The organism is Microbacterium sp. 4-7 (genome assembly GCF_014332665.1).
In the GTDB taxonomy this organism is placed as follows: Bacteria; Actinomycetota; Actinomycetes; order Actinomycetales; family Microbacteriaceae; genus Microbacterium.
Map to the genome: position 1 here is coordinate 144,474 of NZ_MCRH01000003.1, position 19,360 is coordinate 163,833.

General features: G+C 68.5%; 22 protein-coding genes. 14 read left to right on the forward strand and 8 right to left on the reverse strand.

Annotated features, from left to right (window positions below; all coding sequences use genetic code 11):
• Positions 1-117: 117 nt before the first annotated feature.
• The 3 genes from BEP68_RS04785 to BEP68_RS04795 all read left to right on the forward strand — a co-directional run bounded on the left by BEP68_RS04785 (position 118) and on the right by BEP68_RS04795 (position 3,849).
• Positions 118-1,002, forward strand: a complete 885-nt coding sequence (locus BEP68_RS04785; protein WP_187249386.1) for a phospholipase — start codon at positions 118-120, stop codon at positions 1,000-1,002.
• A 173-nt stretch (positions 1,003-1,175) separates the two neighbouring features.
• Positions 1,176-2,189, forward strand: coding sequence for a glutaminase A (gene glsA / locus BEP68_RS04790; protein WP_072590998.1), 1,014 nt, complete (start codon positions 1,176-1,178; stop codon positions 2,187-2,189).
• A 28-nt stretch (positions 2,190-2,217) separates the two neighbouring features.
• Entirely contained in the window at positions 2,218-3,849 is a 1,632-nt protein-coding gene (locus tag BEP68_RS04795; RefSeq protein ID WP_072590999.1) for an MFS transporter, read from the forward strand.
• Between the two features lie 3 nt (positions 3,850-3,852).
• Here the strand turns inward: BEP68_RS04795 and BEP68_RS04800 are convergent, their stop codons facing one another.
• A complete protein-coding gene (locus BEP68_RS04800) occupies positions 3,853-4,401 on the reverse strand; it encodes a helix-turn-helix domain-containing protein (protein WP_187249387.1) in 549 nt (182 codons plus the stop codon).
• Positions 4,402-4,494: 93 nt separating this feature from the next.
• Between BEP68_RS04800 and BEP68_RS04805 the strand changes: the two genes are divergently transcribed.
• The 7 genes from BEP68_RS04805 to BEP68_RS04835 all read left to right on the forward strand — a co-directional run bounded on the left by BEP68_RS04805 (position 4,495) and on the right by BEP68_RS04835 (position 9,420).
• The gene (locus BEP68_RS04805; protein WP_187249388.1) at positions 4,495-5,205 is read left to right on the forward strand and encodes an AzlC family ABC transporter permease; all 711 of its coding nucleotides are present in this window, start codon (positions 4,495-4,497) and stop codon (positions 5,203-5,205) included.
• Positions 5,202-5,516: an AzlD domain-containing protein gene (locus BEP68_RS04810; RefSeq protein WP_053095573.1), complete on the forward strand. Its 315-nt coding sequence runs from the start codon at positions 5,202-5,204 to the stop codon at positions 5,514-5,516. The genes BEP68_RS04805 and BEP68_RS04810 overlap by 4 nt, the downstream gene beginning before the upstream one ends.
• Positions 5,517-5,551: 35 nt before the next feature.
• A complete protein-coding gene (locus BEP68_RS04815; protein WP_230100669.1) occupies positions 5,552-6,028 on the forward strand; it encodes a histidinol dehydrogenase in 477 nt (158 codons plus the stop codon).
• Between the two features lie 9 nt (positions 6,029-6,037).
• A complete protein-coding gene (gene fdxA / locus BEP68_RS04820) occupies positions 6,038-6,358 on the forward strand; it encodes a ferredoxin (RefSeq protein ID WP_042542002.1) in 321 nt (106 codons plus the stop codon).
• Positions 6,359-6,361: 3 nt separating this feature from the next.
• Positions 6,362-7,474, forward strand: a complete 1,113-nt coding sequence (dapC, locus tag BEP68_RS04825; protein ID WP_187249389.1) for a succinyldiaminopimelate transaminase — start codon at positions 6,362-6,364, stop codon at positions 7,472-7,474.
• A 144-nt stretch (positions 7,475-7,618) separates the two neighbouring features.
• Complete coding sequence (locus BEP68_RS04830; protein ID WP_187249390.1) at positions 7,619-8,938, forward strand: citrate synthase; 1,320 nt, start codon at positions 7,619-7,621, stop codon at positions 8,936-8,938.
• A gap of 11 nt (positions 8,939-8,949) precedes the next feature.
• Positions 8,950-9,420, forward strand: a complete 471-nt coding sequence (locus tag BEP68_RS04835) for an SRPBCC family protein (RefSeq protein ID WP_053095575.1) — start codon at positions 8,950-8,952, stop codon at positions 9,418-9,420.
• A 75-nt stretch (positions 9,421-9,495) separates the two neighbouring features.
• On the opposite strand, the gene BEP68_RS04840 is transcribed toward BEP68_RS04835, so the two are convergent.
• Both BEP68_RS04840 and dapD read right to left on the reverse strand, forming a co-directional pair.
• Complete coding sequence (locus BEP68_RS04840) at positions 9,496-10,896, reverse strand: DEAD/DEAH box helicase (RefSeq protein ID WP_053095576.1); 1,401 nt, start codon at positions 10,894-10,896, stop codon at positions 9,496-9,498.
• Positions 10,897-11,123: 227 nt separating this feature from the next.
• Complete coding sequence (gene dapD, locus BEP68_RS04845; RefSeq protein WP_187249391.1) at positions 11,124-12,077, reverse strand: 2,3,4,5-tetrahydropyridine-2,6-dicarboxylate N-succinyltransferase; 954 nt, start codon at positions 12,075-12,077, stop codon at positions 11,124-11,126.
• 65 nt (positions 12,078-12,142) lie between these two features.
• On the opposite strand from dapD, the gene dapE reads away from it, so the two are divergent.
• The 3 genes from dapE to BEP68_RS04860 all read left to right on the forward strand — a co-directional run bounded on the left by dapE (position 12,143) and on the right by BEP68_RS04860 (position 14,685).
• Entirely contained in the window at positions 12,143-13,216 is a 1,074-nt protein-coding gene (dapE, locus tag BEP68_RS04850) for a succinyl-diaminopimelate desuccinylase (protein WP_056278082.1), read from the forward strand.
• The gene (locus BEP68_RS04855) at positions 13,198-14,415 is read left to right on the forward strand and encodes a hypothetical protein (protein ID WP_187249392.1); all 1,218 of its coding nucleotides are present in this window, start codon (positions 13,198-13,200) and stop codon (positions 14,413-14,415) included. The genes dapE and BEP68_RS04855 overlap by 19 nt, the downstream gene beginning before the upstream one ends.
• Positions 14,416-14,511: 96 nt before the next feature.
• Positions 14,512-14,685: a DUF3117 domain-containing protein gene (locus BEP68_RS04860; protein ID WP_067122349.1), complete on the forward strand. Its 174-nt coding sequence runs from the start codon at positions 14,512-14,514 to the stop codon at positions 14,683-14,685.
• Between the two features lie 91 nt (positions 14,686-14,776).
• Here BEP68_RS04860 and BEP68_RS04865 read toward each other — a convergent pair whose 3' ends face one another.
• Positions 14,777-15,412, reverse strand: a complete 636-nt coding sequence (locus tag BEP68_RS04865; RefSeq protein WP_053095580.1) for an O-methyltransferase — start codon at positions 15,410-15,412, stop codon at positions 14,777-14,779.
• A gap of 89 nt (positions 15,413-15,501) precedes the next feature.
• Between BEP68_RS04865 and BEP68_RS04870 the strand changes: the two genes are divergently transcribed.
• Positions 15,502-15,888, forward strand: a complete 387-nt coding sequence (locus BEP68_RS04870; protein ID WP_053095581.1) for a twin-arginine translocase TatA/TatE family subunit — start codon at positions 15,502-15,504, stop codon at positions 15,886-15,888.
• A 37-nt stretch (positions 15,889-15,925) separates the two neighbouring features.
• Here the strand turns inward: BEP68_RS04870 and BEP68_RS04875 are convergent, their stop codons facing one another.
• From BEP68_RS04875 to BEP68_RS04890, 4 genes are read right to left on the reverse strand one after another with little or no spacing between them, the layout of a single operon-like run.
• The gene (locus BEP68_RS04875) at positions 15,926-16,399 is read right to left on the reverse strand and encodes a hypothetical protein (RefSeq protein WP_082297768.1); all 474 of its coding nucleotides are present in this window, start codon (positions 16,397-16,399) and stop codon (positions 15,926-15,928) included.
• A gap of 8 nt (positions 16,400-16,407) precedes the next feature.
• Positions 16,408-17,526, reverse strand: coding sequence for an Mrp/NBP35 family ATP-binding protein (locus tag BEP68_RS04880; protein WP_056278087.1), 1,119 nt, complete (start codon positions 17,524-17,526; stop codon positions 16,408-16,410).
• A complete protein-coding gene (locus BEP68_RS04885) occupies positions 17,523-18,068 on the reverse strand; it encodes a DUF1003 domain-containing protein (RefSeq protein ID WP_053095584.1) in 546 nt (181 codons plus the stop codon). Before BEP68_RS04885 ends, BEP68_RS04880 begins: the two co-directional genes overlap by 4 nt.
• The gene (locus BEP68_RS04890; protein ID WP_053095585.1) at positions 18,068-19,333 is read right to left on the reverse strand and encodes a magnesium transporter MgtE N-terminal domain-containing protein; all 1,266 of its coding nucleotides are present in this window, start codon (positions 19,331-19,333) and stop codon (positions 18,068-18,070) included. Before BEP68_RS04890 ends, BEP68_RS04885 begins: the two co-directional genes overlap by 1 nt.
• Between the last annotated feature and the right edge of the window lie 27 nt (positions 19,334-19,360).

Genomic DNA, 19,360 nt, shown 5'->3' on the forward strand with positions numbered 1-19,360 from the left:
GGCCCCTTTCTCACGAAACGTCCAGGAGTGCCGTTGCAGAATCGTTACCTTGCGCCTGGGGCGATCTCCCGATGAGTGTCCTGTGACGGGCGTACGACGACCCGAAAGTCGAACCCAATGCTTCACACCACCCGTGCGCTTCGGCGCGCCCACGCGGCGGCGACAGCTCGTAACGCCATCACGGCGCGTCGCCCGAAACTGATTCTCGGAACGATCACCGGAGGCGTGCTCGGCCTCGCTCTGACGGTCGGCATCGTGTCCGCCCCCGCGGCCGGCGCCGAGCTGCCGGACGCCGTCGCAGGCGTCACCTCGTTCGTCACCGGCGAGCCGGACGCCCCGGCCAAGAGCGCGGATGACTCGGCGCTCACGATGGTCGCCGCTCAGGATGCCGTCGCGGCAGCTGAGGCGCTGAACGCAGAGGTCGCGGCATCGGGCCTCGATCTGGGCGCCGCACCCTCGAGCGTCGACACGGCTGACGTGACCACGTGGGTCGATCAGCTGGCGGACCGTGATGACTTCTCGAACAGAGAGCTCTCGAGCCTGACCGCGTACGCAGTCACCGGAACGGACGAGATCGTCGCGGAGACCGCTGCGCTGCAGGCGTCCTATGTCGCGGCCCAGGAGGCGAAGGCCGCTGCGGACGCGGCTGCGGCCCAGGCGGCGGCTGAAGCCGCGGCGCTCGCTCAGACGAACACCGTCGACGGCGCGAAGGCCGCGGCTCGCGACATCGCGTCGAGTGAGTACGGCTGGGGCGAGGACCAGTTCTCCTGCCTGAACTCGCTGTGGACCAAGGAGTCCGGCTGGAACTACAAGGCGTACAACGCCTCGGGTGGCGCGACGGGGATCCCGCAGGCTCTGCCCGGAAGCAAGATGGCGTCAGCCGGTTCCGACTGGCAGACCAACGCGGCCACTCAGATCCGCTGGGGCCTCGGATACATCTCGTCGGTCTACGGCACCCCCTGCAGTGCGTGGGGCCACTCCCAGTCGGTGAACTGGTACTGAGCCGCAGCTCCGCACACCCTCCCTCCGAGACCCACCCCGCCTGCGTGCGGTGGTGGGTCTCGGTGTGTCCGGACATGTGTCGCAACAGGGCACTGCCTGCCCTAGGCAGCGCGACGCATTGGCACTACGGTGAGCGATGACGGCTGGGGGGTCGTGGACTCGAAGGAGAACGCATGGACGTCGCGGCGCTGGCAGGCATCCCGCAGCAGGTCTCGACGGGTGGGCTGCCCGGGTGGGACAGGGTCGACCAGCTCGTGCGTGAGGCTCATCGCCTGTATGCGCAGGACCACGGCGGCGCGGTCGCCGACTACATCCCGGTGCTCGCCGACGCCGACCCCGAGCTGTTCGGTCTCGCGGTCATCGAGGTCGACGGCGGCCTGCATGACGCCGGGGATGCGCAGCATCCGTTCTCGATCCAGTCGATCTCGAAGATGTTCGTCTACGCCCTGGCGATCCAAGAGCACGGGCATGAGCGGGTGCGCGACATCGTCGGCGTCAACAACACCGGCCTCGCCTTCAACTCCCTGATGGCGCTCGAGCTCAACGGCGGACACCCCATGAATCCGATGGTCAACGCCGGTGCGATCGCGACGACGGCACTGATGCCGGGGCAGACGGCTGTCGAGCAGTGGGAGCGCGTGCGCGAGGGGCTCTCTGCTTTCGCCGGCCGCGCGCTGAGCCTCGACGGCGTGGTGTACGCCTCGGAAGCCGCGACCAACGAGCGCAACCGGGCGATGGGCTGGCTGCTCCGCAGCTACGGACGGCTGGTCGGCGACCCCGACGAGGTCGTCGACGTCTACACGCGTCAGTGCGCTCTCAGCGTCACGGCCCACGACCTCGCGGTGATGGGGGCGACGCTCGCCGACGGCGGCGTGAATCCGATCACGGGCGAGCGGGTGGTCTCTGCGGACGTCTGCCGCGACACTCTCGCAGTGGTGGCATCCACGGGCCTCTACGAGGCCTCGGGTGAGTGGCTGTTCGAGATCGGGCTGCCCGCCAAGTCGGGTGTGGCAGGAGGGATCGTCGCCGTCGCGCCGGGCAAGGGTGCCGTCGCCGGATTCTCACCGCGCCTCGACGCGGCGGGAAACTCCGTGCGATCGCAGCTCGCCATCGGTCACCTCTCCCGCGCTCTCGGACTGAACCTGTTCGCCTCCGCGCCCGCGCCGACCGCTCGGTCGACGGACTGACCTCCTTCCCCGCTCAGAGGACCCTGCCATGACACTCACTGCTCCGGCATCCACGAAGACCTCCTGGATGCCGCTCGTCAGTCTCTTCCTCGCCCAGGTGCTCATGTCGTTCAACGTGGCAGCCCTGCCGATATCCCTCGGTGGCATGGTCAGTGAGTTCGGCGTGCCGCCGACGGTCGCCAGCACCACCATCGTGATGTACGGCCTCGCCGTGGCCGCCCTCGTGATGACCGGCGCGAAGCTCGGGCAGCGGGTCGGCTGGGTCCTCATCTTCCGGATCGTGATCGGCTTGTTCGCCGCGTCGTCGGTGCTGATGATCGTGTCCCCGAGCGTGGGCTGGGCCATCGCGGGTCAGGCGGTCGCCGGCGCCGCCGCAGCGATCATCGTCCCCTCGATCGTGGCGCTGATCGCCGAGAACTATCGGGGCGCGCAGCAGGCGACGGCGATCGGTGCGATCGGGTCCGCCCGAGCCATTTCGGGAGTCACCGCGTTCCTCATCGGCGGCACGCTCGGCACCCTGGTCGGATGGCGGCCGATGTTCTTCATCGTGTTCGGCATCGCCGTGGTCGTCTTCGCGTTCAGCTTCACGCTGCGAGGTGATGGGGGAGACGCGTCGATCCGCATCGACCTCGTGGCGTCGCTCCTCATCGGCGCGGCCATCGTGCTTCTGACCCTGGGTTTCAACAACCTCAACGGGTGGGGTGCCGTCGCTGCGACCGAGGCCGCACCCTTCAACATCCTCGGGCTCTCGCCTGCGCCCGCCTTCGTCGTCGTCGGGATCGTGCTCGGTCAATGCTTCTTCGTCTGGACTCGCCGTCGGATGGCCGAGGGCAAGGTGCCGCTGATCGACCTCAGCATCCTGGACTCGTCGAAGGAGCGCGCTGCCGTGTACGCGATGTTCATCGTCGTGGCGCTCGAGGCGTGCGTGAACTTCACCATCCCCCTGTACATCCAGATCGTGCAGGGAAGGACGCCCTTCGACACGTCGCTCGCGATGATGCCTTTCAACCTGACCGTGTTCATCACCGCCACACTCGTCGTCCGGTTCTACAAGCGCTACCCGCCGCGGGTCATCGGCGTCTTCGGCTTCATCCTCACCACGGTCGCGCTCGTCTGGCTGTCCTTCGTGGTGAACAACAACTGGGAGACGCTTCCGACGATCCTCGGGCTGGTCGTGTTCGGCATCGGTCAGGGTGCGCTCGTGACCCTCGTCTTCAACGTGCTCGTCACCGCGGCGCCGGCTGAGCTCGCGGGTGATGTCGGCTCGTTGCGCGGCACCACGCAGAATCTCGCCTCGGCGGTCGGGACCGCTCTGGCCGGCGCACTCCTCGTCTCGCTCCTCGGGGTGAGCATCGGCCGCGCGGTCGTCGAGCACCCCGAGCTGCCGCCGTCGCTCGTCGCGCAGGTCGACATGGACAACCTGAACTTCGTCAGCAACGACGACCTGCGCGCAGCACTCGAGCAGACGGATGCGACGCCCGAGCAGGTCGACGCGGCGGTGGCCGTCAACGAGGAGTCGCGTCTGGGGACGCTGCGACTCGGCCTGCTGCTGCTCGCGGGACTCAGTGCCGTGGCGATCCTGCCTGCATCCCGGCTGCCGAAGTACAAGCCGGACGAGATCCCGGACCCGTCACCGGTCTCGGGCTCCGCGCCGAAGTGATGCTCAGCGCAGCTCCGAGATGAGCACCGCACTGGTCGAGGCGACGGTCGCCTCGAACACGTGGGGCGCGTCTCCGGCGTACGAGAGATAGTCGCCCGGGTTCAGCAGCACGGGGGCGTCCGACGGACCGATCCGAGCCTGGCCGGAGATGAGGATCACGTGTTCGGTCGTTCCCACGTGATGCGGATCGGAGCGGCGTGGATCCCCCGGATCCGCGTGGATCAGGTACACATCCCGCCTCGCACCCGGCGGGCTCGCTGAGAGCAGGGTCGCGCTGTACGCGGCGACCGACGACGGGACGCCCGTGAGGTCATCGGCGCGGATGAGCGTCGGCGCGTTGCTCTGCTGATCGACGAGGACGGCGAACGGCACCCCGAGCGCGACGCCGAGCGCCCAGAGCGTCTCGACGCTGGGGTTGCCGGCACCGGACTCCAGTTGGGAGACGGTCGCCTTCGAGATTCCCGCTCGACGCGCCAACTCCGACACGGACAGTCCGGCTCTCTCCCGCTCTCTGCGCAGAGTGCGGGCGATGCGCGTTCGGAGTTCCTCCATGTGTTCATCATGTCAAACGATCGTTCGCTTGACTATCCCGGACACCGCGTTCAGAATGATGGTCATGTGTTCACCGCAGCGAACGATCGTGCGATGAGCGCCGACCGCGAGGTCTGGCGTGAAGCGCTGGGAGTCGTGCTCGCCACCAGCGCCTATGGCATCTCATTCGGCGCGCTGGCCGTGGCATCCGGACTCGACGTATGGCAGGCGTGCGTGCTGAGCCTGCTGATGTTCACGGGCGGGTCGCAGTTCGCCTTCGTCGGAGTCTTCGCCGCCGGAGGAGTGTCCGCACTGCCGTCGGCGATCGCGTCGGCCGCGCTGCTGGGAGTGCGCAATGTCGCATACGGTATGCGGATGTCACCCGTCGTCGGCACGACCACCGGACGGCGGATAGCGGCGGCGCACTTCACGATCGACGAGTCGACCGCCGTGGCCATCTCGCAGACTGATCCGCGGCTGAGGCAGGTCGGCTTCTGGGTCACCGGGATCGGCATCTTCATCGGCTGGAACATCACGACCCTAATCGGGGCACTCGTCGGCGACGTGCTCGGTGACCCCAAGACCTGGGGGCTGGATGCTGCGGCGGCCGCGGCGTTCCTGGCTCTGCTCTGGCCGCGCCTGAAGGAACGTCAGGCCATAGCGGTCGGGGTGGCTGCGGCGGTGGTGGCGGCCGCCCTCACGCCGTTCATCATGCCCGGGCTGCCCGTGCTCGTGGCAGCCGTCGTCGCGATCATCGTGGGCTGGTTCAACTGGCTCGGTCGAGTCGATGCCTCCGCACCTGACGGTGGGGAGGCCGCCGCGTGAGCATCTGGAGTGCGATCCTTCTCGCTGCGGTGATCTGCCTCGCTCTGAAGGCCGCCGGGTACCTCGTGCCGCCCTCGGTGCTCGAGGCACCGCGACCGGCGCGCATCTCCGATCTGCTCACCGTGGCCCTGCTCGCCGCGCTCGTGGCCGTGCAGACCCTCGGAGCCGGGCAGGCCGTCGTCGTCGATGCACGGGTTCCCGCTCTGCTCGTCGCGGCCGGGCTTCTCTGGCTGCGTCAGTCGTTCCTCGTCGTGGTGGTCGCGGCCGCCCTCGTCGCGGCTCTCCTGCGCCTGTTCGGGCTCGCTGTCTGAGCGCCCCTTCGCGGCGGCGCGCGTAGGATCGACTCGTGCGTATCGGATGGATCTCCCGGGTGCTCTCCTGGATCGCCGCGGCTCTCGTCGGCGGCGTGTTCGGCGTCGCAGGGACGATCGGTCACAGCCTCATGTGGGGTCCCGTGCCCGTCGGACTCATCGTCGGAGCGATCGCGTGCGGCGCGATCCTCGTCGCGATCCGCGCGCTCACCCACGACCGAGGCGCGACTCTCGCCGCGGGGCTCGGCATGCTCGGCATGCTGGTGCTCATCTCCGGCGTCGGGCCCGGGGGATCGGTGGTCGTCGAAGACACGCTCAGCGGTCGCATCTGGACCTATCTCGTCGCGGGGCTCGTGCTCCTCGCTGTCGCATGGCCCTCGTTCTCGCGGCTTCCGACTCGCACCGAGGCGCAGGCGTCGACGGCCGCGGCATCCGGCACGGCGCCCGGCGCAGACGAGGCGACCGCCCCTCGTGCCCCCGTCCTGGGCGATCGGACCGGCGGCGAGTCGTAGACTGGAGGGGTGACGTATGTGATCGCCCTCCCGTGCGTCGATGTCAAGGATCGCGCCTGCATCGACGAGTGCCCCGTTGACTGTATCTACGAGGGCGAACGCTCGCTGTACATCCACCCCGACGAATGCGTCGACTGCGGCGCGTGCGAACCCGTTTGCCCGGTCGAGGCGATCTACTACGAAGACGACCTGCCGGATGAATGGCAGGACTACTACAAGGCCAACGTCGAGTTCTTCGACGAGGTGGGCTCCCCGGGCGGTGCGGCCAAGGTCGGCGTCATCGCACACGATCACCCGATCATCGCCGCTCTCCCGCCGCAGGGCGAGTAGTCCGTGAGTGTTCGCGATCTCGCCGACTACCCGTGGGATGCGGTCGTTCCCTACCGCGAACGCGCCGCGCGTCATCCGGACGGAATCGTCGACCTGTCGGTCGGTTCGCCCGTCGACCCGACGCCCGAGCTGATCCGCCGGGCGCTGTCGGAGGCGACCGATGCGCACGCCTACCCTCAGACCGTCGGCACTCCCGCCCTTCGTGAGGCGATCGTCGAGTGGTACGCGCGGCGCAGGGGAGTGAGCGACCTGACCGTCGACAACGTCCTGCCCACCATCGGCTCGAAGGAGCTGGTGGCTCTGCTGCCGACCCTTCTGGGCCTGGGGGAGGGCGACATCGTGGTGCATCCCCGAATCGCCTACCCGACCTATGAGGTGGGTGCTCGCGTCGTGGGAGCGACCCCGCTGCCGTCCGACGATCCGACGGAGTGGCCTGACGGCACCAAGCTCATCTGGATCAACACGCCCGGGAATCCGGACGGCCGTACCTGGACCGTGGAGGAACTGGCTGCTGCGGTCGAGCGGGCTCGAGAGCTGGGAGCCGTGCTCGCGAGCGACGAGTGCTACGCCGAGCTCGGCTGGGACGGCCGCTGGGCGACTGAGCCGATTCCGTCGATCCTCGATCCTCGCGTGACCGGTGGCAGCAGGGCGAATCTGCTCAGCGTCTACTCGCTCAGCAAGCAGTCGAATCTCGCCGGCTATCGTGCGGCATTCGTCGCAGGGTGTGCGCGCATCGTCGGCGAACTGCTCACCGCCCGCAAGCACCTGGGCCTGATGCCGCCAGAGCCGGTGCAGCACGCCATGGCAGTGGCGCTGGGCGATGACGAGCACGTCGCCGCTCAGAAGGCGCTCTACCGAGCGCGACGCGACATGCTGCGGCCTGCGCTCGAGGCGGCGGGGTTCCGGATCGACGGCTCGGAGGCCGGGCTCTACCTGTGGGCGACGGAGGGGCAGGACGCGTGGGCGAGCATCGAGCGGCTCGCCGAGCTCGGCATCCTGGCGGGTCCCGGTCCGTTCTACGGTGAGTTCTCGACCCAGCACGTGCGACTGGCTCTGACTGCTCCCTCCGACAGGATCGCTGAGGGCGCGCGGCGTCTGCACGCACAGACCGTGTAGGTTCTGGCCTCAGATCAGTGGTTCTTTTGTCGGTTGTCACAGTAGGCCTGTGTGCCTACTAGGCTGTAAAGGCGATTCGGTCGTGTATCGACGATCTCGAACTGACCTGGTGCACAGCGCCGTGACATCGCCACATCCGACTTGATGAAGATCCATGAGGAGGCCCGCGTGAGCGCAGCGGCAGAGCAGCAGGCGACGGCGAAGCTGACGATCGGCGATACGACCGCTGAATTCCCACTCGTGCGCGGCACGGCCGGCAACGACAGCATCGACTTCTCGACGCTGACGCGGCAGACGGGTTACACGGGACTCGACTACGGGTTCGTCAACACGGCGTCGACGAAGTCCGCGATCACGTTCATCGACGGAGACAAGGGCATCCTGCGCTACCGCGGGTATCCGATCGAGCAGCTTGCCGGTTCGACGAGCTACCTCGAGGTCGCCTGGCTCCTCATCTACGGCGAGCTTCCCTCCGCCGCCGAGCTCGCCGAGTTCGACGAGAAGATCCGTCGGCACACACTGCTGCATGAAGACCTCAAGCGCTTCTTCTCGGCGCTTCCGCACACCGCGCACCCCATGTCGGTGCTGTCGTCTGCCGTCGCAGCCCTCTCGACCTACTACGAGGGTCAGACCGACCCGCACAACCCCGAGCACGTCGAGCTGAACATGATCCGGATGCTGGCCAAGCTGCCGGTCATCGCGGCGTATGCACACAAGAAGAGCATCGGCCAGGCGTTCCTGTACCCCGACAACTCGCTCGGCTTCGTCGAGAACTTCCTGAAGCTCAACTTCGGCGTGCATTCCGAGGAGTATCAGGTCAACCCCGTGATGTCGAAGGCCCTCGAGCTGCTGCTGATCCTGCACGAGGACCACGAGCAGAACGCGTCGACCTCGACTGTGCGTCTCGTCGGCTCGACGGGCGCGAACCAGTTCGCCTCGATCTCCGCCGGCATCCAGGCTCTCTCCGGCCCGCTGCACGGCGGTGCGAACGAAGCCGTGCTCACCATGCTCGGGCAGATCCGCGATTCCGGTCAGAGCGTCTCGCGCTTCGTCGAGCGGGTGAAGAACAAGGAAGAGGGCGTGAAGCTGATGGGCTTCGGGCACCGGGTCTACAAGAACTACGACCCGCGCGCCAAGCTCGTCAAGGAGGCGGCGGGCGAGGTGCTCGCCGAGCTCGGCGTCACGGATCCGCTGCTCGACCTCGCTCAGGAGCTCGAGGAGCTGGCTCTCGCCGACGATTACTTCAAGGAGCGTCGTCTCTACCCGAACGTCGACTTCTACACCGGCGTGATCTACAAGGCGATGGGCTTCCCGACGCGCATGTTCACCGTGCTGTTCGCGATCGGCCGTCTGCCCGGTTGGCTCGCACAGTGGCGCGAGCTGCAGCTCGACCCGCAGACCAAGATCGGTCGCCCGCAGCAGCTCTACACAGGATCTCCCGAGCGCACCTTCCAGACCCGCTGAATCGACTCGCGATGCCTGTCGTGAGCGCGGAGGCCGTCGTGCCGGTGGATCCGGCGACGGCCTTCGCCGTCTCACAGACGACGGGTGCGATCCGACGCCGGTGGGATCCGTTCATCAGTGAGCAGCACTTCCTCGATGGCGCCGATGTCGCGGCCAAGGATGTACGGACGTTCACCAGGCAGCGCTTCGGCTTGTCGATGGTGAGCCGGTATGTGTCCTACGCCCCGCCGAGGAACGTCGGGATGGTCATGGAGACCGGGCCGTGGTTCTTCACGAAGCTCGGCGGAGGCTGGCGGTTCACCGAGGTGCCTGAGGGCACGCTCGCCGTCTGGAAGTACAACTTCTCGTGTCAGCCGACCTGGCTCGCGCCGATCGCCGAGTGGATCGGCGCGCGGGTGCTCGGGTTCGAGATCCGTCGGCGCATCGCCGGTTTCGCCCGAGGGTGCTCAGACCCGCAGGTGCTGGCCGCCGTTCGCGGCTGACCTCGCGCAGGCGGGACGAAGAAGGCGGGTGCCCCGACGCTGAGCGTCGGCGCACCCGCCTGTATGTCTCTCGGGTCAGCGGCCCTGCGAGCCGCGACCACGGCCGCCCTGGCCACCGGAGCGGGATCCGCCCTGGCCACCCTGACGGCTGCCGGCCGTGGCGCCCTGGCCGCCCTGGCCCGAGCGGGGACGACGGCTGCGGCGCGACGGCGGGTTTGCCGCTGAATTGCGCTCGCCGCCGGCGGGGCGCTGCTTCGACGACTGACGCTGCTGCTGCTGGGGCTGAACCGGAGCCGGACGCACGTGCGGCGCACGCTCGGGGACGAGCTCGGTGACGGCGTTCGACGTGACGGGCTCGAGTGCGGCGGTGATCGACGCCTTGCGCAGGAGGTCCTTCACATCACGACGCTGCTCGGGGAGGACCACCGTGACGACGGTTCCCGCGGCTCCCGCACGGGCGGTGCGGCCGGAGCGGTGCAGGTATGCCTTGTGCTCCATGGGCGGATCGACGTGGACGACGAGGTCGACGTTGTCGACGTGCACGCCACGGGCGGCGACGTCGGTCGCGACGAGGACGCGCACGCCTCCGTCGGCGGGATCTGACGAGAAGGCGCCGAGGTTGCGCTCACGCGCGTTCTGCGAGAGGTTTCCGTGCAGATCGACAGCGGGGATGCCCGCCGCGGTCAGCTGCTTCGCGAGCTTCTTCGCCTGGTGCTTCGTGCGGGTGAAGAGGATGCGGCGACCGGTGCCCGAGGCGAGCTCGCGCACGAGAGTGGTCTTGTTGTCGGTGGAATCGACGACGAGCACGCGGTGCGTCATCTCGCCGACGGGCACGCTCTCCTCGTCCACCTCGTGGCTCACGGCGTTCGAGAGGAACCGGCGGGCGAGGGTGTCGATGCCGCGGTCCAGCGTGGCGCTGAACAGCAGGCGCTGTCCGCCGGCGGGCGTGGCGGTGAGGATGCGGGTGACACCCGGCAGGAAGCCGAGGTCGGCCATGTGATCGGCCTCGTCGAGCACAGTCACCTCGACGGAGTCGAGCTGCACGACCCGCTGCTTCATCAGGTCTTCGAGGCGGCCGGGGCACGCGACGACGATGTCGACGCCGTTGCGCATGGCCTGTTCCTGGGGACGCTGGCTGACGCCGCCGAACACGGTGGTGACGCGCAGGCCCTTCGCCTCGGCGAGGGGCGCGATGGTCGCGGCGATCTGGGTCGCGAGCTCACGGGTCGGAGCGAGGACGAGTCCTCGGGGGTGCCCGGGGCGGCTCTTGCGCGACGAGGCGGCGAGGCGGGCGACGAGGGGGAGCGCGAAGGCGATCGTCTTGCCGCTGCCGGTGCGGCCGCGGCCGAGGAGGTCGCGTCCGCCGAGCGAGTCGGGAAGCGTGTCGCGCTGAATCGCGAACGCCTCGGTCTTGCCGTCCTTCGCGAGGACGGCGGCGAGGTCGGCGGGCACGCCGAGATCGAGGAAGGAAGTCATGAAGTATCTCCGAGAAATGCACGCACGAGCCGAGGGGCCGGGTGCGGAAGGTGGGCGACGGCGCGGGATCGCGCATCGTTTCGCCGTTCGAAATGGCCAGAACCAGGCAAGTGGCGCGGGAGCGTGTCGACGACGCAGACGTCTCGCAGTGCGAGTGGCGTCACCGCGACACTATCACGGCAGTCCCGGAGAAGGCTGAGACGGCCCGCTCTCAGCGAGTCGCGCGATCAGGCGTGGAGTGCGTCGTTGAGGGTCACACCGACGCCGGCGCGCTGCACGGCTTCGACCGCGCCGCTCAGCGAGTTGCGGCGGAACAGCAGTCCGTCGCGTCCGGACAGCTCGGAACCCTTGGCGGTCTTCCTGCCGCCGTCAGGCGTCGCCGGGCCGTCGACCAGCACGACCTTCGTGCCGGCCGTCACGTACAGTCCGGCCTCTACGACGCAGTCATCGCCGAGCGAGATGCCGATGCCCGCGTTGGCTCCCAGCAGCGTGCGTGCCCCGATGGAGACGCGGTGTGCGCCGCCGCCCGAGAGCGTGCCCATGATCGACGAGCCGCCGCCGATGTCGCTGCCGTCGCCCACCACGACGCCCTGGGAGATACGTCCTTCGACCATCGACGCACCGAGGGTGCCTGCGTTGAAGTTCACGAAGCCCTCGTGCATGACGGTCGTGCCGGGGGAGAGGTGCGCGCCCAGGCGGACGCGCGACGCATCTGCGATGCGCACACCGGCAGGCTGCACGTAGTCGGTGAGCCGGGGGAACTTGTCGAGCCCCTGAACCTGGATCCCTGAGCGCTGGAGCACGGGTCGAAGCCGCGCGGCATCCACGGGGTGCATGGGGCCGGCGTTCGTCCACGCCACGTTCGGCAGATGCGCGAAGATGCCGTCGAGGTTGAGTTCGTTCGGTCGCACCAGGAGGTGCGACAGTGTGTGCAGCCGCAGATAGGCGTCAGCGGTCGAGGCCGGCGCCGCATCGAGATTGATCTGCAGCTGTACCGTCTGCACCGAGACGTTGCGACGTTCGTCCGGACCGGTGAACTCCTCGAGCGCCGCGAGCGCGGTGGCCGCGTCGTCGGCACCGGGCTCGACGGCCGTCACCTCGGGGAACCAGGCATCGAGTACGGTGCCGTCGCCGGCGATCGTCGACAGTCCAGTACCCCACACGGTGCGCGCCTCAGTCATACCTCCACGGTATCGCTACCGGCGACGGGGGATGGTCCAGATGTCGGGGTAAGTAGGCTGGGGGCATGATGCTCGATCTGACCGCGTCCTCCGTCGACCTGACCCGTGCGATCTGCGACATCCCGAGCGTGTCGGGTGACGAGAAGGCGCTTGCGGATGCCATCGAGCAGGCGATCTCCGCGTATCCCCATCTCGAGGTGATCCGCCACGGCAACACGATCGTCGCGCGCACCGATCTCGGGCGAGCGCAGCGGGTCGCGATCGCCGGACACATCGACACCGTGCCGATCAACGGCAACGTGCCGACGAAGGACGTCGAGATCGACGGCGTCGAGTACATCTGGGGCCGGGGAACCGTCGACATGAAGAGCGGCACCGCTGTGCAGCTGAAGCTCGCCGCCGAGCTCACCGAGCCCTCGGTCGACATCACCTGGATGTGGTATGACAACGAAGAGGTGGAGGCCTCGAAGAACGGGCTGGCGCTCCTCGCCGCGGTGCGGCCGGATCTCTTCCAGGCCGACTTCGCGATCCTCGGCGAGCCGTCCAACGGCGAGGTCGAGGGTGGCTGCAACGGCACGATGCGCGCGATCGTGCGCACCACCGGCGTGCGTGCGCACGCGGCACGTGCGTGGATCGGTGAGAACGCCATCCATCGGGCAGCCCCGATCCTCGCGCGCCTGGCCGAGTACCGTGCACGAGAGATCGCGGTCGACGGACTCCTGTATCGGGAGAGCATGAGCGCCGTGCGCATCACAGGCGGGGTCGCAGGCAACGTGATCCCCGATGCCTGCGAGGTCGAGGTGAACTACCGGTTCGCTCCGAGCAAGTCGGCAGCAGATGCAGAAGCGCACATCCGCAACCTCCTCGCCGGCTTCGACGTGGAGATCACGGACGCCGCAGAAGGCGCGCGGCCTGGCCTCGACGCGCCGATCGCCCAAGACTTCGTAGCCGCCGTCGGCGCCGAGCCTCGCCCGAAGTACGGCTGGACCGATGTCGCTCGGTTCTCCGCCCTCGGCATCCCCGCCGTGAACTACGGACCGGGAGACCCGCACCTCGCGCACCATGACGAGGAGCGCGTGCCGCTCGCGCAGATCGACGCCGTCGAGCGAGGACTGCGCGCATGGCTCAGCTCGCGCTGACCGCGACCCGCCGGTGGGCCGCAGCGCCACTGGCGCTGCGCGTGGCCCTGATCTACCTCGCCGCTCGCGCGGTGACGACCGCGATGATGATCGCGGCGGCGACGCAGTCGACATCGCTGTCGAGGTTCGGCGCAGAACCGGGCCTCGCCGATTTCATCGTCGGGTGGGACGCGCAGTGGTACTGGCTCGTCGCCGAAGAGGGATACCCCTCGGATCTGCCGCTCACCGAATCGGGTGACGTCGCTGAGAACGCCTGGGCGTTCATGCCGGTGTTCGCCTTCGCCGCCAAGGCGATCGGCTTCGTGTTCGGGTCGTGGGGGATGGGCGCCTTCCTGCTGTCATTCGTGGCCGGCTACCTCGCCTGTCTCGCGCTGCACCGATTGCTGCGCGATCGGATCGGCGCGCGTGCGGCGATGTGGGCGGTGGTGTTCTTCGCCTCCGGACCGATCGCGGCGATGTTCCAGGTGGGGTACGCCGAGACCCTGTTCCTGCTGCTGCTCTTCCTGGCTCTCGATGCCACGGTGCGACGGAACTACGCATGGCTGTATCTCCTCATCCCCGTGATGGCGTTCACCAGACCGGGGATTCTCGCGTTCGCGCTGTACCTGGGTCTGCACGGCATCCTCCGCTGGTGGCATCGCAGGGATGATCCGCTCGCCCCGCGGGAGATCATGCACATCGTGGCGCTCGGCGCACTCGCCACGGTCGCGGGCTTCTCGTGGCAGGTCATCGCCGGCGTCGTGACCGGCGATCCCGGTGCGTACCTGGCGACCGAGCTCTCCTGGCGTCGCAACTGGCTCGTGGGGGGTGTGGACGGGTTCGTGCCTTTCGAAGGGTGGGTCCAGGCATCCCAGTTCTGGTTCGGTCAGTGGGGACTCCCCGGCTCGTGGGGGCCGGTCGCCGTCGCGCTCCTGGTGGTGGCAGCGGGTGCCGCCCTGCTCTACGTGCCGCAGGTGCGTGCGCTGGGTCCCGACCTGCGGCTGTGGAGCGCGAGTTACCTCCTCTACCTGCTCGCGGTGTTCTTCCCTCAGTCGAGCACCTTCCGGCTGCTGCTGCCCGTGAGCCCGATCTGGGGAGCACTCGCGGTGCCGCGCTCGCGCGTCTGGCGGCTCGGGGTCCTGGCCGTCTGCCTGCTGGGGCAGTGGCTGTGGATATTCCACATCTACGCCCTGGGGAACACCTTCTGGCAGGTGCCGTGAATGTTAAGGCTTGATGCATTTCTTCATAGGGGACATCCAGGTTCCGGTAACACCCGATAAACTGATCGCATACCACCGGAGGAAAAGGAGCCCACGATGGCAGCGATGAAGCCGAGGACCGGAGACGGACCCATGGAGGCCGTGAAAGAAGGGCGACTCATCATCGTGCGCGTCCCGCTCGAAGGCGGCGGCCGTTTGGTCGTCTCCGTGAACGACGCAGAGGCGAAGGAGCTTCACGACGTGCTGGCAGCCGTCGTGACGCCCGCCTGATCGAACTCGAATTCGCGCACGCGGATTCACGAAGAGGGCGACGGATCGATGATCCGTCGCCCTCTTCCGTCCCTTCACGACGGTGTTCGGCTCAGCTCTCGCCGACGCTGATCAGCTGCAGCAGCCCCTCGCCGGAGGCAGAGACGGTCGCGAGCACGGCTGATGACTCCTGAGTCTCCTGCACGAGCGAGCGGTAGGCGGAGGTCACCTCGTCGCGCTGCACCGGATCGGCGACACGGCCGCCTCCGAGAATGCGGGGGACGAGAACCATTCCGCCTCGACGCACCAGCCGCAGGCCATGCTCGACGTAGTCGATGACGTTCTCGGGGTCGGCATCGACCAGCACGATGTCGTATGACGCCTCGTTCATGCGGGGCAGCACGTCGGCCGCGCGACCTGTGATGAAACGCGCCTTCGTCGCGGGGACGCGTGCGTCGGAGAAGGCCTGACGGGCGGCGGCGAGGTGCTCGGGCTCGTTGTCGATCGAGGTCAGCACCGCCTGCGGCGCGCCGCGCAGCAGCCAGAGCCCCGAGACTCCGGCGCCCGTGCCGATCTCGACAATCGATCTGGCACCGGTCGCGGCGGCCAGCACGGCGATCTGCGAGCCGACGGCCGCGCTGATCGGCGACGCGCCGAGTTCGATGGCGTGCGCACGCGCGCGGGCGATCGGCGACGGCTCCGCGATGGACTCGCGGATGAAACGTGCATTCGCATCGTTCTCGCTCATTGCCTGATTCTCCCGACTGAGATATGTGTTCTCCCAGGGTATGCGCTCGGTGCGCGGCACAACGGCAGGCGCGGCGGTAGCCTGGACAGATGCAGTTCGGGATCACCTTCGAGAAGCTGCTGCTCATCGGTCTGATCGCTGTGCTTCTCATCGGACCGGAGCGGCTGCCCCGCTACGCCGAGAGCGTCGCCAAGCTCGCTCGGCGCGCCGGCGAGTTCCTCCGCGACACCAAATCGCGTGTCCGCGACGAGATGGGTCCCGAGATCGACGACGTCGACTGGCGCAAACTCGATCCACGGCAGTACGACCCCCGGCGCATCATCCGCGACGCGCTCTTCGAAGACGACGCTGCGCCCGGTCCCGCCCGTGCGGAGGCAGTCGTTGCGGAGCCGACGGTGAAACCGGTGCGGACGGCGAGGGTGCGACCGGAGTTCTCGGTCGCGAGTCCTCCGCCGTACGATTCCGAAGCGACATAGCCCGAGTCTCCGCCCGGCGGAGCTCCGCTGCGAAGGCTCAGCCGATGCGCGCGCGCAGCGTGGCGAGGTCGTCGTCCGTCACCAGTGACCGGGGGATGGCGGTGATCGCCGACGCGCCACGCAGCTTGAGCAGTACCGCGTCAGCGCCTGCTCGCACGCTCTGGAAGGTGCTGTAGTCGATGTCGGACGAGCGATGCCCCGCGCCGATGTGCAGGGCAGTGTCGCCCAGTCGCACCCAGACGACGGTGCCTGGCGGGGTCGCCGAATGCACGGCACGCCGTGCTCCGACGATCGTCATCACGACGGCATAGACCATCAGACCGATGCTCGCGACGGGGAGCAGACCCGACAGCCCCGGGTTGCCTCCGGTCGCGCTCAGATTCAGGATGCTCAGCGCGAGCGCTGCAGCGAGGGCGATCCACATCACGATCGCCGCAGGACGAGTGAGCGCGTAGACCGCCGCATCTCGAGCCATTCCCCGAAGCAACCGCTCATCGACGGTGACAGTCATGGTCGGGCCTATCCGACATTCATGGGAAGCGACCGGCCGGCGAGTCCGCGCCCCTGTCCGGCGAGAGTGCGGGCCAGATCACGGATCGCCGTCGCCGCCGCATCGGCGCCGTCGCTCAGGACGACCGGCACACCGTCGTCGCCTCCGGAGCGCAGCGCGGGGCTGAGCGGGATCGACGCCAGCAGTGGGACGGACTGCGTCTCGGACAGCGCCTCTGCGACGGCGGCACCTCCACCCGAGCCGAACAGGTCTATCACGGTGCCGTCCGGCAGGGTGAGCGCGCCCATGTTCTCGACCACGCCGATCACCCGCTGACCGGTCTGACGCGCCACCAGCCCGCTGCGGATCGCGACGTCGGATGCGGCCGCCTGCGGGGTCGTCACGACGAGCACCTCGGCGTGCGGCAACAGCTGCCCGATCGAGATCGCGATGTCGCCGGTGCCGGGGGGCATGTCGATCAGCAGGATGTCGAGGTCGCCGAAGAACACGTCCGTCAGGAACTGCTGCACTGTGCGGTGCAGCATCGGACCGCGCCAGGCCACCACGGCCTCGCCGTCGCGCAGGAACATGCCGATGGAGATCGTCTTCACTCCGTGGGCGACGGGCGGGAGCATGAGATCGTCGATGCGCGTGGGCTGTGTCCCCGCGGGGATGCCGAGGAGCCCGGGGATCGAGAAGCCGTGCACATCGGCGTCGACGAGACCGACTGCGAGACCCTGCGCGGCGAGTGCGACCGCGAGGTTCGCCGTCACCGTGGACTTGCCGACCCCGCCCTTGCCGCTGGAGACGAGGATCACCCGCGTGAGCGAGTCCGGGCCGAAGGGCATCTGGCGCGGCGGCCGGCCGTCGCGCAGCTTCTCGGTGAGCGCCTTGCGCTCGGTGGGCGTCATGACACCGACCTCGACGTCCACCTCGGTGATCCCCGGCACGGAGGCGGCGGCCGCGCGGACGTCCGATTCGATGCGGGCGGCAGCCGGGCAGCCGACGATCGTGAGGACGATCGCGACGTGCGCGCGCGGACCGTCGACGTCGATCTCCCTGACCATGTCGAGATCGCCGATGGGGCGTCGCAGCTCGGGATCTGTGACCGCGGCTACGGCCGCCCGCACGGAATCAGCGGTGCTCATGATGATGCGGCGCGGCCGCGGGGGCGTCGCTCGACCGGCTCGTCGTCATGGTCTCCGAGCTCGGCGAGCAGCGACTTGAGCTCCTGCCGCAGCACATCGCGGGTCACGACCTGGTTGTTGCGCTCCTCGAGCGACATCCGCAGCGCGACGATCTCACGGGCGAGGTACTCGGTGTCGGCGAGGTTGCGCTCGGCCCGCTGACGATCCTGTTCGATCTGCACTCGGTCACGGTCGTCCTGGCGGTTCTGCGCGAGAAGGATCAGAGGGGCCGCGTACGACGCCTGCAGCGAGAGCATGAGGGTGAGGGCCGTGAAACCGAGCGCCGCGTCATCGAAGCGCAGGTGGTCGGGCAGCAGTGTGTTCCAGCAGATCCAGAGCACACAGAACAGAGTGAGGATCAGCAGGAACGCGGGGGTGCCCATGGCGCGGGCGACCCACTCGGTGAAACGGCCGAAGCGATCACGCGACGTCGAGCGCTGGCGGGAGGTGCCGCGGCCCAGGGGTGCGTCGAGCCGAGGCGAGCGCGAGCGGGAGCGGGGCATCAGCGCACCTCCTTGGAGACCGTCGGCTCGTCGCTGTCGTGCGTGCGCCAGTCATCGGGCAGCAGGTAGTCGAGGACGTCGTCGATGCTGATCGCGCCGACCAGTCGGTGGGCGGCATCGATCACGGGGAGCGAGACGAGGTCGTAGCTCGCCAGCATCCTGGCGACCTCAGCGGCGGACGCGGTGACCCGCACCGGCTCGAGGCTGTCGTCCATGATGGCCCCGAGACGTTCGTGCGGCGGGTAGCGCAGCATCCGCTGGAAGTGCACCATGCCGAGCAGCCGACCGGTCGGCGTCTCGAACGGCGGCAGGGTCACGAATACCGCGGCTGCAAGGGCGGGGTGCAGCTCGTGGCGCCGGATGAGGGCGAGCGCCTCGGCCACCGTCGCGTCGGCCGACAGGATGATCGGCTCGGGCGTCATGAGTCCACCGGCCGTGTCGGGGCCGTAACGGAGCAGCATCCTGACGTCCTCGGCCTCTTCGGGCTCCATCAGCTCGAGCAGCTGCTCGAGACGATTCGGCGGAAGCTGCGCGAGGAGGTCCGCGGCGTCGTCCGGTTCCATCTGGTCGAGGATGTCGGCGGCGCGCTCGTCGCCGAGTCGATCGAGGATATGCACCTGCTCGTCTTCGGGCATCTCCTCCAGGGCATCGGCCAGGCGGTCGTCCGAGAGCTCCTCGGCCACCTCGATCATGCGCTGCTGGGGGAGGTCGAGCAGGGTGTTCGCGAGGTCGGCTGCGTGGAGCTCCGAGTACGACGCGACGAGCTGCTCGGCCGACTGGGACTCGCCGGGGGAGTGCTGCTCGGCGACCTCGCTCCAGGCTGCGAACGTGGTCGGTCCCTTCGCGAACGGAGAGGCGCTGGTCTTCGGTCGACGCAGGAAGAGCTGACTGATCGCCCATTCCCCGATGCGGTTCGGCTCGATGGCGACGTCTTCGATCACGGCGGTGCCGCTGCCGTCGACGAGGCTCACCCGACGCCCGAGGAGCTCGGCGAGAACGCGCACCTCGCCGGCGCGCGGTGAGAATCGGCGCACATTGATGAGACCGGTGCTGATCACCTGGCCCGCGCGGATCGACGTCACCCGTCCGATGGAGAGGAAGACCTGTCTGCGCCCGGGGATCTCGACGACGAGGCCGATGACGCGGGGAGCACCCGTACTTCGGTACACGATGACGACATCACGGACTTTGCCGAGCCGGTCGCCCACGGGGTCGAAGACGGCGCAGCCAGCAAGGCGCGCGGCGAATACCCGTTGTGTGCTCACTCGTCCAGCGTAGTCGCCGGTGTCGCA